Genomic DNA, 17,836 nt, shown 5'->3' with positions numbered 1-17,836 from the left:
CCGTTTTGCACGAGTTTTGGTACAATGTTAGAAATGTTATAAAGCTTTCGCTTCCCATGATGATCGGAAGCGCAGCTCAAAATATCATTGCCCTTACCGACAGCCTTTTCCTTTACTATTACGATGTCAATGATTTTGCGGCTGCAGGCTTTATCTCTGTGTTTTATCTCATTGTCGCAGCCATTGCTTTTGGATTCAGCAAAGGAGGGCAGATCCTGATTGCGCGAAAATACGGAGAGCGCAACTACGAATTCGTGACCAAGTACTTTTATGCCATCCTGATTTATGAGTTTATTCTTGGATGCATCGTCTTCCTCATCCTCAAATTCGCGGCCAGGCCTATTCTGTCGGTTTTCGTACAGTCTGACATCATTTTAGAAAAATCCCTTTTATTTCTCGACAACAGGATTATCGGATTGGTTTTTGCCTACGTCGGGCTTGCCCTGGTTTCTTTGTACATCGGAATCAAACGACCAAAATTCATTTTAATCGATACCATCATTCTTTGTGTAGTAAACATCTTTTTAGGGTATGCACTGGTGTTTGGCAAATTCGGTTTACCGGAAATGGGAATCGCAGGAGCAGGGCTCGCCAGCGGGATCTCAGAGATCGTTGCATTTGTTGTTTTTGTGGTTTACATGATCCTCGATAAGGAGCTCAAACCCTTTAAATTATTTAAAATTCCTCATATTGAATTTTCATGGATCAAAACGATCAATGGAATTTCATTTACGATACTTTTTCAGTCTTTGCTGGCCATACTTGCCTGGTTTTTGTTTTTTTCTTTCATCGAAAAAATGGGAGAGCGATCCCTGGCCGTCTCTAATCTATTGCGGATCACCTACCTTGTCCTGGCCATTCCCTGCTGGGGTTATTCTACAGCCATCAATACCCTGGTGAGCAGCACCATAGGAAAGGGAAAAAACAAAAGAGTCCTGAAGCTGGTAGAGCATTCTGCATTGATTGCATTTGTGACTACAGCAGTAATTTCTATTCCGTTTCTACTCTTCCCAACGGTTTTTCTATCTCCGCTGTTGGGACATCACGAAACGGGTCTGATCGAAGAAAGTATTCCCTATTTCAGGATCCTGCTTTGCATTTTGCTGGTGTATTCCGTGACCACCATGTATTTCAATGGAGTAAGCGGTGCAGGAGAGACCTTTAAAGGACTGCAAATCCAGATTATCGGAAGTGTGGTTTATCTGATGGCTGCTTTTTTAGCCATAAAATATTCAGATAACGGACTTGCTCTGGCCTGGGCTTCCGAAATTCTCTACTGGTTGATCCAGGGTGTGCTGTCCTACCGGGTCCTCGTTTCGGGAAACTGGAACTTTCTCAAGCTTTAGAAAAAATCTATTGTCTTTTTTCGCATGGTGTAATAGCTTGATTATGCTATTAAAAGATAGTATAAATATTTATATATGATTGTATATCAAGTAATTATACCTTTCCATTTCGAATATATAGAGATTTTTTATATTAAAGAAAAATCTAATTTTGCGGCATGAGATTAAAGAACCTGACCATAAAAGGCTTTAAGAGTTTTGCCGATGAAACTGTTATTCATTTCAATGAATCGATCACTGGTATTGTGGGGCCTAATGGTTCGGGTAAATCCAACATTGTCGATGCCATTCGTTGGGTACTCGGCGAGCAGAAAGGAAGAGAGCTCCGTTTGGAGCAAATGTCTGATGTTATTTTCAACGGGACCAAGCGCAGAAAAGAAGCGCCCATGGCCCAGGTGGTGCTCAATTTTGAAAACACTAAAAATCTACTGCCTACCGATTACCAAAATATCGAAATCGCAAGGTTGTTGTACAGAAGCGGCGACAGCGAATACCGGCTTAACGGGGTGACTTGCCGGTTGAAAGACATCACGGGCTTGTTTCTGGATACCGGGGTGGGTTCAGATTCGTATGCGATCATTGCCCTCAACATGGTTGAGGATTTGCTTTCAAACAAGGAGAGTGCCCGCAGAAAAATGTTTGAGCAGGCAGCCGGAATCAGTAAGTATAAAGCGCGCAAGCGGGAATCTCTAAACAAGTTAAAAGCGACCAGAGAAGATCTGGCCAGGATTGAAGACCTGTTATTTGAGATCAATAACAATTTGCTGGAACTCGAAAAACAGGCAAAACGAACCAAAAGGTTTAATGAACTGAAAGAGAAATATAAATCGTTTGGATTGTATGTCCAGTATCTCACGGCAAAAAGCCTTAAGCAGAAATTGGAAGAAATTGAATCTTCCATCCAGGGAGAATTGATCAGAATTACAGAAGAGGAATCTGCCATACATTTGACTGAGGCGCAAATTGAGGGGCTGAAAAAATCGCATTTGGATCAGGAAAAACACTTGTCGGATTTTCAGAAAAAAGTAAACGAAGTCCTGGATGCTATCCGTAGTTTGGAAAGTACCATCCAGATCGCCGAACAAAAACAGAATATGCAGCTGCATCAGTTGGAGATGCTCGATCAGAGTATCGGACAAACGTCGATGAAGCTTACAGAATTAACTGCGGATCTGGATAAACTCCAGAGGGAAATTGAAACCAGCAAATCCGATTTTGAATCGGCCGGCCAACAGTTGAAACAAGCTGAAGAAGTTTTTTTGGCCAAGCAGGAAGAATTCAATCATATTAAATCAGGAGTCGATCAGTTTCAGCAGGAAAAACACAGAATGGAGGCCGGAATTTTCGATTTGGAAAAAGCGCAGGCCATATATGAAAATCAAATCGAAAACCTGAATTCAGATACGCTCCGATGCAAGGATGAAATCAAATCCAGAGGTGATGAACTTACCCTGGTAAAGTTGCAGAGTGAAGAATTGTCGGGTAGACTTCAATCTCTCGAAACGGAAATTCAGGGTGTTCAGGAAGAAGAAACAAAACGCATTAACGCCAGTAAGCAAATACAACTGGAGATTGAATCGTATACCGAGAAATCTGTTGCGGTGAACAGGTTGAAAGATGCCCGAAGCAACGAATACGAATTGCTGAAGAGCATGATCGATAAAATGGAAGGATTTCCGGAATCGATAAAATTTCTTCACGAAAACTGGAGAAAAGATATTCCCATCCTTTCTGATTTGATCTATACGGATGAAAAATACCGTGCAGCGATCGAGCTTTATCTGGAAAACTACCTCAACTTTTATGTAGTACACACGGAAGACGACGCAATCAAAGCCATTCGTTTGTTATTCAACCACTCTAAAGGAAAAGCAAATTTTTTCATCCTCGATAAATTCAGAAACAACTCCGCAGAAATAAAAAAGGTCGCAGGATGTACTCCTGCACTTTCTCTGATTGAAGTTTCAGATAAATATACTCCTTTATTTGACGAGTTGTTGCGCAATGTTTATGTTCTGGAAGAAGAACAACATCTCGAAGACATCAATAGATTTCCGGATGAAATTTCAGTCATCAGTCTGACAGGTTCGGTATTGAAGGCAAACAAGATGTTGAGTGGAGGTTCTGTCGGATTGTTTGAAGGAAAAAAACTGGGTCGAAAAAAGAATCTCGAAAAACTTGAGCTTGAAATCAACAAACTCGATGAAGAATCGATTTCCTTAAGCAGGAATCTCGCAGAACTCAAGGACAGTCTCAAAGCATACGAACTGCAGGACCAGTCGGGTCAGTTGCAAATTCTGCGCAGCAGACAAACAGAACTTCTCCAGCAATCTGCGCAATCACAGACCCGGATGCAGCACCTGCTCGACATTGAGAATGAACTTAATGCCAGAATTCAGAGCAACAGCGAAAAGATCGTCGAGTTTACTGATCGCATGAAAGCCGGTTTGCTGGATGTGGAATCGGCAAAAAATCAATTGTTGCAACTTTCCGGAAATCTATCCAGTTCCGATGATGAATTTAACAGAATATCCCTCGAACTTTCGGAGGTATCAAATCAGTTCAATCAGGCGAAGATCGAATTGCTGAAATGGGAAAACCGTTACAACAATGTTTTGAAAGACGGACAAGCTAAAGAGGAGCAACGTCTGGAAGCTGAGCGGTATATCAGCAGCGAACAACAAAAAGTACTTGAACTAAAAAAATCTCTCGAAGAATTAAAAGAACAGCAGCAGACCGAAATGGCAATTTTGGCAGAGAAATTGGAATTTCGGAAAACGATGGACAGCGATCTTTCGGATCTCGAAAGAAATTATTACGAAACGCGGAATCAAATCTCGGAATTGGAAACCAAAGCGAGATTGCATCAAAAAAATCTGCACGAATTGCAATCGCAGGTCAATTCGATCAGGGATCAAAAGGCGGAATGGAGATTCAGACTTCAATCTGCAGTGGAGAAAGCCCGGATTGAATTTCATGCGGAACTGGACAATTACATTCCCGAAGAAAGCGAAGAGCCTGCAGATCTGGAACAACTGCAAGACAAAGCCAATTACTACAAAACAAGGATCGATAATTACGGTGAAGTGAATCCATTGGCCCTCGAAGCCTACGAAGAAATGAAATCCCGTATGGACAAGATCCAGATCCAGAAGGAAGATATTCTTAAAGCGCAGGACAGCCTATTGGAAACGATTCAGGAAATCGAATCTACAGCCACAGCTGGATTTATGCAGGCATTCAACCAGGTCAGGGTTCATTTTCAGGCGGTGTTCAGAAGTTTATTCACAGACGACGATGATTGCGATCTGATACTCGAAGATGAATTGGATCCTCTGGAATGCGACATCGACATTATCGCCAAGCCTAAAGGCAAAAGACCCAAATCCATATCGCAGTTGTCGGGAGGAGAAAAAACACTCACGGCCATAGCACTGTTGTTTTCTCTTTATCTTTTGAAACCGGCTCCATTTTGTATTTTCGATGAGGTAGATGCACCTTTGGATGACATCAATATTGAGAAATTCAACTCCATCATCCGGAAATTTTCAGCCGACTCGCAGTTCATATTGATTACCCATAACAAACTCACCATGGCCGATGTGGATGTCTTGTATGGAGTATATATGGAGGAACCGGGGATATCTTCTGTCACCGCAGTGGACTTCCGGAAATACAAGCACGAAATCGAATTGGAAGAAATGGCCAACTGACCAGAATCGTATATTTCATTCGGTTAATTTACAACTGACGTTGTTTTGCGGCGTAACACATATTTAAAAAAAAAATATTAATTTAATTTTCTTTTCGCGAAGGAATCCCTGAGGATTTTGGATATTGTGGTCGAAATCAAGCTTTACGAAAACCAAACCAATCCATGATTATCCTTTGTGTGGTCACGGTTGTACTGAGTTTTAGTGCAGCCATAATGTTCTGGCAAAATAAAGGTTCCTCTTTCAGAAGAATCTGATTTTTGCCTTTTAACCAAAACTCATCTCAACATTCGCCCAAGAACCGTTGTTTTGGGTTCAGGTTAATAAATAATCATGTTGATGAACTCAACGGTATCTGCATTTTTGCCCACTAATTATGGTGATTTCCAGATTTTTAGCTTTCCTGGAGAGCAGGATCCGGAATTACCCGATATTGCATTGGTGAAAGGGGATTTAGATCCTTCGAATCCCGTTTTACTGAGAATTCATTCAGAATGTCTGACAGGCGACGTCTTTGGTTCACAGCGCTGCGATTGTGGACAGCAACTGCAGGCAGCTCTTCATTTTATTGGAAATAAAGGCGGAATGCTCATTTATCTCAGACAGGAGGGCAGAGGTATCGGTTTGCATGCCAAGATTGAAGCCTATAAAAAACAGGAAGGGGGCATGGATACGGTTCAGGCCAATACTGAATTGGGTTTCAAACCCGACGAGCGCAATTACGAAAGTGCTTTGAAAATGCTTCGGTTTTTCGGAATCGATAAAGTCAATCTTCTTACCAACAACCCGAAAAAAATTGCTGCATTGGAAGAAGGAGGCGTTTGTATTCTCGAAAGAATTCCTTTGGTATTTCCCAGTAATCCATTTAACGACAAGTACCTGAAAACGAAAAGAGAGAAAATGGGTCACCTGATTCCTAAAACTAAAGACTGAATGCAGAAAGAAGCAGTTTCTTTTTTAAGGTTGCTGGAAATTATAAATGATTTGCGGGAGCGATGCCCGTGGGATAAAAAACAAACCATAGAGAGCCTGAGATCTTTAACCCTGGAAGAATCTTACGAGTTGTCCGAAGAGATACTCAAAGGGAATCCGGCCGGTATCCGGGAAGAATTAGGGGATCTGTTGCTTCACATCGTTTTTTATGCAAGAATCATGCAAGAAACGGAAGATTTTGGAATTTACGAGGTGACCGAAAATCTCTGCGAAAAACTGATTTCAAGGCATCCCCATGTATATGGCGAAATCAAACTCAACGATGAAGAAGAAGTCAAACGGAATTGGGAAAAACTCAAATTGAAAGAAGGGAAAAAAGGATTGCTGGAAGGGCTTCCGGCATCGCTTCCATCTCTGGTGAAAGCCTTCAGGATGCAGGACAAAGCCAGGCAGGTCGGATTTGAATGGCCCGATAAAGAACAGGTCTGGCATAAAGTAGAAGAAGAAATGAGAGAATTCAGGATAGCTGCGGATTCGGGCAGCCAGGAAGACAAAGAAGAAGAGTTTGGCGATGTGCTGTTTTCACTGGTTAATTATGCGAGACATCATGGGATAGATCCCGATCTGGCCTTGGAGAAAGTCAATTCTAAATTCAAATCCCGGTTTGAATACATGGAAACTCATGCCGGGCAACATCTGAGTGCGCTCAGCCTCGAACAAATGGACCAGCTCTGGGAACAGGCGAAACAAATGGAAAGAAAAATAAAGTATTGATATTCAATTATATACAAATATAACTATTAATAATTCGTTAAATCCTGAGAATTATATATTTCTCTATTAAAATTCAAAACTTATTTCTAATAATCTGAGTATCTTTGCCGCGCTAATAAAAAATCTTCGCGATTTTATTTGGTAACAATTTCTAATTTATATTATGAGCGTTTTATTGACAAAAGACAAAAAAGAAGAGATTTTCAAAAAGTTTGGTGGCGCTGAATCAAATTCAGGTAACACGGAATCCCAAATAGCCTTGTTTACCACGCGTATTAAATTATTGTCGGACCACCTGCAAACCAACAGAAAAGACCATTCTTGCCGCAGAACCTTGCTTCAATTGGTTGGAAAGCGCAAACAGCTTTTGAATTATTTACACCGCAAAGATCTGACTCGCTATAAGGCAATTTTGGAACAGTTAGGTTTGAGAAAATAAGTTTCCCTGCAAATTTATTCTTTCAGATGGCTGGCTCAGAAATGATGGCACAGTGGATCGGTTTTGATGCAATCACATATTAAGAAAAAATATTATGGGTTTAAAAACTCCATTTTCAGTTTCCTTTAACCTTCCCGATGGTCGCGAAGTTATTCTCGAAACGGGCAAATTAGGTACACAAGCCCATGGTTCTGCCGTAGTAAAACTTGGCAAAACCATGCTCTTTGCAAGTGTTGTTTCCAATAAAGAAGCCCGTGAAGGACAGGAATTTTTTCCATTGTCCGTCGACTACCAGGAACGTTTTGCTTCCACTGGTCGTATTCCCGGCAACTTTTTTAGGAGAGAAGCAAAATTATCGGATTACGAAGTATTGATTTCGCGTTTGGTCGATAGGGCGATCCGCCCTTTATTCGTTGATAATTATTTCTGTGAAACACAAATCATCATCAATCTGATTTCTGGGGATCCGGAAACACTTCCCGATGCATTGGCAGGTCTTGCGGCTTCCACAGCGCTGAGCTGCTCAAACATCAATTGGCAGGGTCCGATTTCTGAAGTGAGAGTTGCTAAAATAAACGGAGAATTTGTGATCAACCCCAACAGGACAGCACTCAAAGAAGCGGAACTCGATATCATTGTTGCGGCTACTGAAAAGAATCTGATGATGGTTGAAGGAGAGGCCAGAGAATGCGATGAGTCGGATCTCGTGCAAGCTATAAAAGTGGGTCATGAAGCCATCAAGGTGCAGTGCCGGGCGCAATTGGAACTGGCAGCCAAACTAGGCGATGCAGTAGCCATCAAACGCGCTTTGCCGGAAGCAGATACTGACGAGGATATACAGGTATTGCTTGAAAAACATACTACAGCCCGTATTCTCGAGATATCCGGATCAGCTTTGCCTAAATCCGAAAGAAAAGATGGTTTTGATCAGGTCTTTGATAATTTCAAAGAAATGGTCTTGGCAGAAAAAGGAGAGGAATATTGCGATGAGAATAAGCAAAAGATCAAAACGTATTTTGACAAGCATAAGAAAAAACTGGTTCGCAAATTTATGCTCGACACCAATAACAGATTGGATGGAAGAGGTAGTAAAGAAGTTCGACCCATTTGGACAGAAATTGAATACTTACCTTCTGCACATGGATCTGCAATATTCAACAGAGGCGAAACCCAATCACTTACTTCTGTTACACTAGGTACCAAAGACGATGAAATGCTCATCGACAATGCGTTCGAACTATACAACGATAAGTTTATCCTGCACTACAATTTTCCCGGGTTTTCTGTTGGGGAAGCAAAACCACAGAGAGGTCCCGGACGTCGGGAAGTAGGGCATGCAAACCTGGCAGCTCGTTCGATTCGCAAAGTTATGCCCCAGGAATTTCCTTATACGACGAGAATTGTTTCCGATATTCTGGAATCCAACGGATCCTCATCGATGGCCACAGTTTGCGCTGCTTCATTGGCTTTGATGGATGCAGGAGTACAAATTAAATCTGCAGTGGCAGGTATCGCCATGGGTTTGATATCTGAAGGCGGTAAAACAGTGATCTTATCCGATATACTCGGCGACGAAGATGCATTGGGAGACATGGATTTTAAAGTAACAGGTACGCGTAGAGGAATTTGCGGTACACAAATGGATATGAAAATCGACGGACTATCTTTCGAGCTACTCGAAGAAGCGTTGATGCAGGCAAAAGAAGGAAGGTTGCACATTCTGGATAAAATGGCAGAAACCATTGAAGTTCCAAATCCGGATCTCAAACCTCACGCTCCAAGAATTGTAGAGATCATCATTGAAAAGAGTTTTATCGGAGCAGTGATTGGACCTGGAGGAAAAATCATACAGGAAATGCAAGCCAAGACCGGAACCAAGATCAATATCGAAGAAGTCGGAGATAAAGGAGTCATCAATATTTTTGGTCCTAATAAAGATGGACTTGATGAAGCCGTAAAAATGATCGAGGCCATTACTTTTGTTCCTCAGGTAGGCGATGTTTACGATGGCAAAGTAGTTTCGATTTTCCCCTTCGGTGTTTTTGTCGATTTTAAAAATAAATCCGGGTTGTTGCACGTCAGTGAAATGTCTCACTCCCGTATTGATAAGGTCGAAGATGTATTTCAAGTTGGCGATCCGGTTAAAATAAAATTGATCGGAGTTGATCCCAAAACAGGAAAATTGAGGCTTTCGAGAAAAGCCATCATGCCCAAAAAGGATGCACCCGCTGAAAGGGGATAAGCTTTCATTATTCGCATTTTTTTTTAATTTTATAGATTTCCATGAAACTTTTTTGCAGGTATTGCCATTAAATATGGCAGTAGCTAGCTGAATGCGTCAACTTAAGATCACTCAAAAAATTACCAACAGGGAAAGTCAGGCACTCGAAAAATACCTCGCTGACATTGCCAAAATCGATACCATAAGTCCTGATAAAGAAGTGGAACTTGCGAAACGAATTAAAGCAGGTGATGACGAGGCTTTGGATGAATTGGTTCGTGCAAACCTTAGATTTGTTGTTTCTGTTGCCAAGCAATACGTCAACAACGGACTCTCCTTAAACGATTTGATCAATGAAGGAAATGTCGGATTGCTTAAGGCAGCAAGGCGTTTTGACGAGACCCGTGGGTTTAAGTTCATCACTTTTGCGGTGTGGTGGATTCGTCAGTCCATACTTTCGGCGATCATCGAAAATTCCAGAATGATCAGGCTGCCCTACAATAAATTTCACTCCCAAAAACAAATTGTTGATCTGTATCAGTCATTTTTACAGCAAAACGAAAGAGAACCCAGCCCTGAAGAAATTTCTGAAATTTTTGGACTCAAACCTGAAGATGTTTACCTGCTGATCCAATCCAATAATAAACATGTTTCGCTGGATGCGCCGGTAGGGGGAGATGATGGTGAACTCAGCATGTTGAGTTTGCTGGGAGATGAGAGCATCCATGCTCCTGATTTGGCCTTGCTCAAAGACTCGATTCAGATAGAGCTGAGAGCAGGGATGAAACATTTGTCCCCCAGAGAACGGGAGGTGCTATCCAGGATCTATGGCCTTGATGGTTCATCCGTTATGTCGTACGAGGAACTGGCTGAAGAAATGGATATTTCGGTTGAGCGCCTCAGGCAGATCAGAGAACTGGCGGTTAGAAGATTGCGGAGGTATTTTCTCAAATTTGGAATTCAGCCTGGAGTGCTGTGAACAATAATTTTGATTGCCTGTTTTTTCCCTTGACCGCGTATTATCCAATAAAGTACTTACCTTAGCATTATGACTGTACGAAATCAGATTCGGTTGATCGTTTATAGAATTCACGAAAAGGGACTGGAGATTTTATTGACCAAGCCTTCCGACCGGGAGGGATTCTGGGCTTTATACAATGCCCAGGCTTCAGATCAGCTGACCACGGATCCGATTGAAAAACATGCATTTATCGAACTGGACTCTGCACACGAATCCGGGACAAGAGCACTGGCCATTGAGGCCGACTGGCACGATTTACCTAAAGTCAGGAACCTGCTGCTCAGTGATCTGAGTTTTGTTACCGTAGCCATTGCTTCTAAAATACCGGACCTTGAAAATTCTGCTTATGTGGTCTTCAAAGAAGCCATAAAAAAAATGATGCCCCAGGAATACGAATGGATCAAAGAATTGAAGGAGGTCATTTTAGATCGGAATTCTGTAGAAAATATTTGAAGCCGGAATTATTAGCTTGCCGACAGGTATGAACATAGATTTACTACCCGAAAACCTGAGCCTGCATTATACAGATTTTCAGTTTAGAAATCAAACCAGAAAATATACCGGTAAAGTTCGGGATGTTTACGATCTGGGCGAACAACTGTTAGTCGTTACAACAGATCGCATTTCAGCTTTTGATCACATATTGCCACGGCCAATTCCATATAAAGGTCAGGTGCTTAACCAGATCGCCGCATATTTTTTGAGGCAGGTAAACGATATTGTTCCCACTTGGCTTATAGAAACACCCGATCCAAATGTTACCGTGGGTTGGAAATGCACGCCTGTAAAAATTGAAATGGTCGTCAGAGGCTACCTCGCAGGCCATGCCTGGAGGCTTTACGAAAAGGGTGAACGATCGATCTGTGGTGTGAATTTGCCAGGTGGCATGGTTCAGAATCAGGCTTTTGAAAACTTTATCATAACACCAACAACTAAAGTTTCAGAAGGACATGATCAGGATATTTCTCTTGCGGATTTGAAAGCTGCCGGACTGATCTCCGGCGATCTGCTCGACAACATGTGCGATGTCGCCCTGAAACTTTTTGAGAGGGGCACACAGATGGCAGCACAGCGAGGTTTAATTCTCGTCGATACCAAATACGAATTTGGATTAAAGGATAACCAACTTTACCTCATGGATGAAATCCATACTCCCGATAGTTCGCGTTATTTTGAAAAAGATGCCTACGATGAACTACTTCAAAAAGGAAAGCCTCAACGACAGTTGTCAAAAGAGTTTGTACGCGAGTGGTTGATTGCTCACGGATTTCAGGGAATGGAAGGGCAACTGATGCCCGAAATGTCAGATGCCTTTGTCTGGAACACCTCCGACAGATACATAGAACTGTACGAGCGGATTACCGGTAGCGATTTTATCAAAATGGACCCTTCTGTGAAAATAGAGGAGCGGCTTCATAATAATCTCAAAAAATATTTATAGTTAACGGAACGATTTTAAGTCTGTGACTGTTATTGCTCAGACCTGAATGCAGGAAGATCTGTCTTGTTACACTTTTGCTACTTTAGATTTTAACCTTTGTTAAAAGGAACTTTTATATGGGGTTGTATGGAATCGACAGGAAATGTAAAAGGCCGGCAAGCATGCCGTAGGATGATAGTACGCTACGTAAAAAACGATTATCGGATTTTAAATGGCAATACTTCTTTTGCTGTTGCAGCCTAATTCAGAGAGTTAGAATGCATCTGTGCCCGTAGTTCTCAGCCTGACAGAATTACATCGGCACATCAAAACTTCAGGCTGGTCATTTCAAATGTCCCGGTTGAAATACGAGATTAAGGGAATAAGGGTTGATTAGCTCGTTTCTTAAGCTCACTCAATTCTGACAACTAAATAAGAAACTAAGCATGTAGAAAACTTGTTTTTTCTTTCTCTGGACGCGGGTTCGACTCCCGCCAACTCCACCATTTACATTTTTCAGCTCAACCCGCCACATTCGTATCGGGAACAAAGAAGGCGATCAGCCTAATAGCTAAAAATTTCAAGTAATTACGAATCAAATATTGCTTATGCTCAAGATCATTCATGTTTGCTCCCAGAGCAATCTTGAATGATCCCAGAGCAATCTTGAATGATCCCAGACCAATCTTAAATGATCCCAGATAGATCTTAAATGATCCCGGAGGGATCACACCCCGTTAACGCGAACAACTACGGAAAAACCGACCTTGGAAAGGTCGGACGAATACGAAACATAAAATAACAATAGTATACTTCAAAAATCCATCAGCCAGAAATACTAGATCTGTATCTGACATTCATCTGATCAAAAAAGTGAAACACATCCTTTAGAAAATCTTCCGACACCAAAGCAGCCACATCCACCATTTACATTTTTCAGCTCAACCCGCCACATTCGTATCGGGAACAAAGAAGGCGATCAGCCTAATAGCTAAAAATTTCAAGTAATTTCGAATCAAATATTGCTTATGCTCAAGATCATTTATGTTTGCTCCCAGACCAATCTTAAATGATCCCAGAGCAATCTTGAATGCGTCCAGAGCAATCTTGAATGATCCCAGATAGATCTTACATGATCCCGGAGGGATCACACCCCGTTAACGCGAACAACTACGGAAAAACCGACCTTGGAAAGGTCGGACGAATACGAAACATAAAATAACAATAGTATACTTCAAAAATCCATCAGCCAGAAATACAAGATCTGTATCTGACATTCATCTGATCAATAAAGTGAAACACATCCTTTAGAAAATCTTCCGAAACCAAAGCCGCCAACTCCACCATTTACATTCTTCAGCTCAACCCGCCACATTCGTATCGGGAACAAAGAAGGCGATCAGCCTAATAGCTAAAAATTTCAAGTAATTTCGAATCAAATATTGCATAGGCTCAAGATCAATCATGTTTGCTCCCAGAGCAATCTTGAATGCTCCCAGAGGGATCTTGAATGATCCCAGACAGATCTTAAATGATCACAGACAGATCTTAAATGATCCCGGAGGGATCACACCCCGTTAACGCGAACAACTACGGAAAAACCGACCTTGGAAAGGTCGGACGAATAAGAAACATAAAATAACAATAGTATACTTCAAAAATCCTTCAGCCAGAAATACAAGATCTGTATCTGACATTCATCTGATCAAAAAAGTGAAACACATCCTTTAGAAAATCTTCCGACACCAAAGCCGCCACATCCTCGAAAGAAGTCAATTCCGGAGATTCCAAAAATTTATAGACCTGCTCAAACGGCCCGACCTCAAATTTTAAAATAAATTTATTATTTGATTTAAATACGCTGATCAGGATCTGCGGGTGTGGGATCTGTCCTAGAATTCGCATGTTTGAAAGTTTGCATGATAAGGAGGGCATATTTTTTATAAATCGAGCGGTACTCGGGATACTCGCTGACCAATAATCGAATGTGTTTTTCAATGGTGCCCGTATCCATTCTCTTTGCTGGTCCGGTTTGAGTCTGCATCGGTCCAAGCTTAAATGCTTTAGTGATCGTTTCAGTCATTAAGGGTAACAAAACCTCGAAAGGCACATCGCATTTTTCGAGAATCTGTTTAGCAATGATCAAATTGAAATTGGTAAAATTATTTGCAAATACAGAAGCCAGATGTAAATGGGTGCGAATGGAATCGTCCATTGAATATATATTGCTGTTTATGCAATGAGCAAGTTCTTTCAATTTTAAACTTGAATATGCTGACCCTTCGACAAAAACCGGGATGGCATCCCAATCTGGTTGGCTGTTGGTGCTGAAGCTTTGCAAAGGATAAAATAATCCTCGATTGACGAAATAATCGTTGATAAGCAAGGGGCTGTTGACTCCGCTGGTATGAGCAATGATGCTTTCTGGAGGCAATACACGAGAACATTGTTCGCTAATCCCTGCAATAGCATCATCTTTGATACAGATCAGATAAAAATCTGCATGCGGGTCCAGTTGTGCAATCTGATCAACAGCTGTCGAGTTTATTTTCGAAGCGAGAGCTTGTGCGTGTGTTAATTCTCTTGAATAGACCTGAACAATGTTGTGTCCTTTAGCTATCAATATCTTTGCCAAATGGCTGGCCACATTTCCAGAACCGATCAACGCGATTTTAAACGACATGTGTCAAAACCTTTCTTCTTTGATAAGCGCCAATCAACATTCCAAGAACCATAAATATACTGCCCAGCCAAACTAAATTGATCCAGGGAAATCTGATCACTTGAATTACAATAAAATCTGTGCGCACGTCATTTTCTGAAATTTCCAAGGGTAATTTTACGGAAACTGGATCCGGGTGTAGTCCGTATTCAAATGACATTTCTTCGGTTTGGGGATTTATTTTCATAAATCTTAAGCTGATCCCCGGAAATAAATTACTAACAGGCAATGAAATGATCTGGTTGCCGCGAATAAAGAAGAAACATTCAATTTGCTGCGTGTCTTTTACAGAATGAAGTTCCAGTAAAGCTGATACTCCAACGTCTGCTCCGGATGCTTTCATTAATTCTTCGGGAACATTTCTGTTCAGTTTCACAAGTTTGATCCTTATGCCGTTTTCAATCGTTATTTCACCTCCCGACTTTAACTGAATGTTGTTTTTTCTTAGATCAGTGTATGCAGGAACAAGTGTAGAATACAAGGTATCTGGTATGTTTGTTCTTACTCCAAACGATTCCAGTTTTGATGGAAATTTGTAAATGAGATTTTCTCTGAATAAAATGGCAGGAGTACTTTGCACAATCTTACCGTCTGATTTCCTTTTGACATCGAGTTCCATTTGGAGTAATTGGTCCATGGGCTTTAATTCAAAATCCACCGGATAGAATTGGGATTTCAGATTTTTCAATGTAAACACATAATCTTCACTTTCCAGGGAATCATTCAATTGAAGAAAATGCAGACTGAAGCGGAGACTGTCTTCTGCTTGTTTGGCAGATTCTACATCCACCTGGGATTGGGGAATTTGTGCAACCAATGAAAAAATATCTTCATGAACATTCCTGAGAATGCTGGGATTCGATGCTGCAACTTTTGTAAGCTTATTGTCGTACTGAATTTCCGGATAAAGCAAAAATGAATCTTTGCGATGGCCCAGACTGTCTTCGTGCCAGAATTTAAGGGTGTACTTTCTGACCTTATGCAGGAATGTATCAGTACTGTATTCTACCCAATAACCGTTCATGAACATCGGTTCATTGCGGATCAGTGTTAAATGTTTAGACAGTTCCTCTGCTTCCGGGCTATCCAGAAGTCCTTCCTGAGCAAATATGTTGGTTGAGAGAATTTGCTTATTTATTCCGGTAAACAGAATTCCCAGAAGTAAGAGACCAAAACCACCGTGAGAAATGACTGAAGCTGCTAAGCTGAAATTTCCTTTTGCTAAAGAAATAAAATACCATGCCGAAGCAATGATCGAAAACCAGGCAGCAAATAGAAACAAGTAATGGCTCCAGTGTAATTTTTGGAAAGAAAACAGCTGAACAGCAAATGCAATGAGCCCGCTCAACAGAAGTGCTTTTGAAATGCGAATAAAAAATAATTTCAAACGGCCGTTTTGATCTTTTGGATTGTATCTCAGAAATAAAGCGATGCCGGAAATTATTGAAATAAATACAGCGCACCACAATTGAAATTGATTGTGATGTGCAACGGGATCCAAAGGGATACTTCTGTGTAAACTGGTAAAATCGGTGCCAAGAATAGAAGCTGCTAAATCCAGCAATTTGTTATACACCGGGATCGATGTTGTAAATGAAATCAAGAGTGCACTAAAGAGCAATACCAGACTTCCAATGAACATCCAAAATTCGCGGGATTGAATCTCCTCTTCCTTGGCAGGAACTTCTATAAATTTATGATTTTTAAAAAACAAGTAGAAAGGAAAAAGTGTGCATGCAACACAAAGTGCTACCAACTGCCATTCAAGGCCCATTTGTGTAAATGCATGTGCAGAGCTGTCGCCCAGAATTCCACTTCGCGTAAGGAATGACGAATAGCATACAAAAATAAAGCTAAGGCTGTATAGAATCAGGGTTGGCTTGATGGAATGTCCTGTTGCTTTAGCAATGAGATTTGTATGAATTGCTGCAACTAAAATCAGCCAGGGAACCAATGACATGTTTTCAACAGGATCCCAGGCCCAGTATCCTCCAAAACTCAGCGCTTCATATGCCCAGGCTCCACCCATGAGAATCCCCGTACCTAACACAAAGCCCGAAATCAGACTCCAGGGCAGCGTTTCGCTTAGCCAGGATCCTGAATTTCTGTGTATCAATGCCGCGCAAGCATAAGCATAAGGAATCACCGTCGAAGCAAATCCTAAAAACAAAGTGGGTGGATGAATAATCATCCAATAATTTTGAAGTAAGGGATTAAGTCCGTTGCCTTTCAACAGACTTACATAATCTGCATTGGCGAATAGCGGAATGTCCATCGTATATCTCAATAAATTAAATGGACTGCTTCCAATTTTTGTTTCGCCGATATGAATGCCAAGTAACATAGAAGTGAGTATGGCATTCACGCCGATTAATATAACCAGCACCGTGATCGGGATGGATTTGACCTGTCTGAAAAAATATATTCCCAGGATGCAATTCCAGAACATCCATAATAAAAAACTTCCCTCCTGTCCTTCCCAAAATGCCGAGAGAATATATTTCATGGGCAATTCATCGGATACATGCGCCCACACATATTCAAATTCATAGTAATGGTTGCGCATCATGTAGAGGATCAGCCCGATGACTGAAAATACCGATGCGATATGAATGAGGAATGCAATTTTTACAGCCCGTATCCACGAAGGAGTGAGATCAAACTTATTAAGCAATCCTATGGCGACTACATAAGCAGCACTAAAAAAGGCGAGCAAAACGAGAAAATGTCCGGTATAGTGAATCCAGAGATGCTCATTTAGATAATTGACCGGACTCATAATTCAGCCGTAGACTTGATAAATATTTCTTCGTCTTTATATTTAGATGGACATTTCAGAAGCATGTTTTTGGCTTCGAAATGATCAGTATCCATCGTTCCGGTTAAAACAATCTGTTCTGATAATTCAAAATCCTGAGGTTTGGGAGCTCTTAAGATGACTTTTTTTGTTAAGCCATTTTTGTCGGTCATGTAAAAGCTGAAAAAATTGGCATCCTTTTCCGGGTCGTAATAAATCTCCTGTTCTTTGGCCAACTGTCCGACAATCTTAACTAATTCGCCGGATCTGGCTGCTTCATCAAATCCCGAATAGGTAGAAAAATCTTTAGATGCGGCTATAAGTATTACGATTGCTATTGCAATGAGAGCAAAAGAAAGAATGTAGACTCTTTTCATTGGGACAAATTTAACGAAAGATTCTTACAGGATTTTCAGTAACCCTTCTATTTAAAATATATTGACAAATCAT

General features: G+C 41.1%; 13 protein-coding genes and 1 other RNA gene. 10 read left to right on the top strand and 4 right to left on the bottom strand.

Features of this window, described 5'->3' with window-relative positions; all coding sequences use genetic code 11:
• Window positions 1–5 precede the first annotated feature (5 nt).
• From IPM34_09530 to ssrA, 10 genes are all read left to right on the top strand, one after another.
• The gene (locus tag IPM34_09530; GenBank protein MBK8955785.1) at window positions 6–1,346 is read left to right on the top strand and encodes an MATE family efflux transporter; all 1,341 of its coding nucleotides are present in this window, start codon (window positions 6–8) and stop codon (window positions 1,344–1,346) included.
• Window positions 1,347–1,504: 158 nt separating this feature from the next.
• Complete coding sequence (gene smc / locus IPM34_09525; GenBank protein MBK8955784.1) at window positions 1,505–5,059, top strand: chromosome segregation protein SMC; 3,555 nt, start codon at window positions 1,505–1,507, stop codon at window positions 5,057–5,059.
• Between the two features lie 333 nt (window positions 5,060–5,392).
• Entirely contained in the window at window positions 5,393–5,992 is a 600-nt protein-coding gene (ribA, locus tag IPM34_09520) for a GTP cyclohydrolase II (GenBank protein MBK8955783.1), read from the top strand.
• Window positions 5,993–6,766, top strand: coding sequence for a nucleoside triphosphate pyrophosphohydrolase (gene mazG / locus IPM34_09515; protein ID MBK8955782.1), 774 nt, complete (start codon window positions 5,993–5,995; stop codon window positions 6,764–6,766). It begins immediately after the preceding gene.
• A 163-nt stretch (window positions 6,767–6,929) separates the two neighbouring features.
• Entirely contained in the window at window positions 6,930–7,205 is a 276-nt protein-coding gene (rpsO, locus tag IPM34_09510; protein ID MBK8955781.1) for a 30S ribosomal protein S15, read from the top strand.
• 94 nt (window positions 7,206–7,299) lie between these two features.
• On the top strand, window positions 7,300–9,447 hold the full coding sequence (gene pnp / locus IPM34_09505) for a polyribonucleotide nucleotidyltransferase (GenBank protein ID MBK8955780.1): 2,148 nt from the start codon (window positions 7,300–7,302) through the stop codon (window positions 9,445–9,447).
• Between the two features lie 91 nt (window positions 9,448–9,538).
• Window positions 9,539–10,405 carry a sigma-70 family RNA polymerase sigma factor gene (locus tag IPM34_09500; protein ID MBK8955779.1) on the top strand — a complete coding sequence of 289 codons (867 nt, stop codon included), beginning with the start codon at window positions 9,539–9,541 and terminating at the stop codon, window positions 10,403–10,405.
• 69 nt (window positions 10,406–10,474) lie between these two features.
• Window positions 10,475–10,900 (top strand): hypothetical protein, encoded by a 426-nt coding sequence (locus IPM34_09495; protein MBK8955778.1) that lies wholly within the window; start codon window positions 10,475–10,477, stop codon window positions 10,898–10,900.
• A 28-nt stretch (window positions 10,901–10,928) separates the two neighbouring features.
• Window positions 10,929–11,888, top strand: a complete 960-nt coding sequence (locus IPM34_09490; protein ID MBK8955777.1) for a phosphoribosylaminoimidazolesuccinocarboxamide synthase — start codon at window positions 10,929–10,931, stop codon at window positions 11,886–11,888.
• Between the two features lie 118 nt (window positions 11,889–12,006).
• Window positions 12,007–12,373: a transfer-messenger RNA gene (gene ssrA, locus IPM34_09485) on the top strand.
• Between the two features lie 1,159 nt (window positions 12,374–13,532).
• On the opposite strand, the gene IPM34_09480 is transcribed toward ssrA, so the two are convergent.
• From IPM34_09480 to IPM34_09465, 4 genes are read right to left on the bottom strand one after another with little or no spacing between them, the layout of a single operon-like run.
• Entirely contained in the window at window positions 13,533–13,772 is a 240-nt protein-coding gene (locus tag IPM34_09480) for a hypothetical protein (GenBank protein ID MBK8955776.1), read from the bottom strand.
• Window positions 13,720–14,550 carry a DUF2520 domain-containing protein gene (locus IPM34_09475; protein ID MBK8955775.1) on the bottom strand — a complete coding sequence of 277 codons (831 nt, stop codon included), beginning with the start codon at window positions 14,548–14,550 and terminating at the stop codon, window positions 13,720–13,722. The genes IPM34_09480 and IPM34_09475 overlap by 53 nt, the downstream gene beginning before the upstream one ends.
• Window positions 14,540–17,368 (bottom strand): cytochrome c biogenesis protein CcsA, encoded by a 2,829-nt coding sequence (gene ccsA, locus IPM34_09470; GenBank protein ID MBK8955774.1) that lies wholly within the window; start codon window positions 17,366–17,368, stop codon window positions 14,540–14,542. Before ccsA ends, IPM34_09475 begins: the two co-directional genes overlap by 11 nt.
• The gene (locus IPM34_09465) at window positions 17,365–17,763 is read right to left on the bottom strand and encodes a cytochrome c maturation protein CcmE (GenBank protein MBK8955773.1); all 399 of its coding nucleotides are present in this window, start codon (window positions 17,761–17,763) and stop codon (window positions 17,365–17,367) included. The genes ccsA and IPM34_09465 overlap by 4 nt, the downstream gene beginning before the upstream one ends.
• Window positions 17,764–17,836: the final 73 nt, after the last annotated feature.

The organism is Saprospiraceae bacterium (genome assembly GCA_016716185.1).
Taxonomy (GTDB): domain Bacteria; phylum Bacteroidota; class Bacteroidia; order Chitinophagales; family Saprospiraceae; genus Vicinibacter.
The sequence above is the reverse complement of the archived record's forward strand: the minus strand, read 5'-3'. Positions and strand labels throughout refer to the sequence as shown.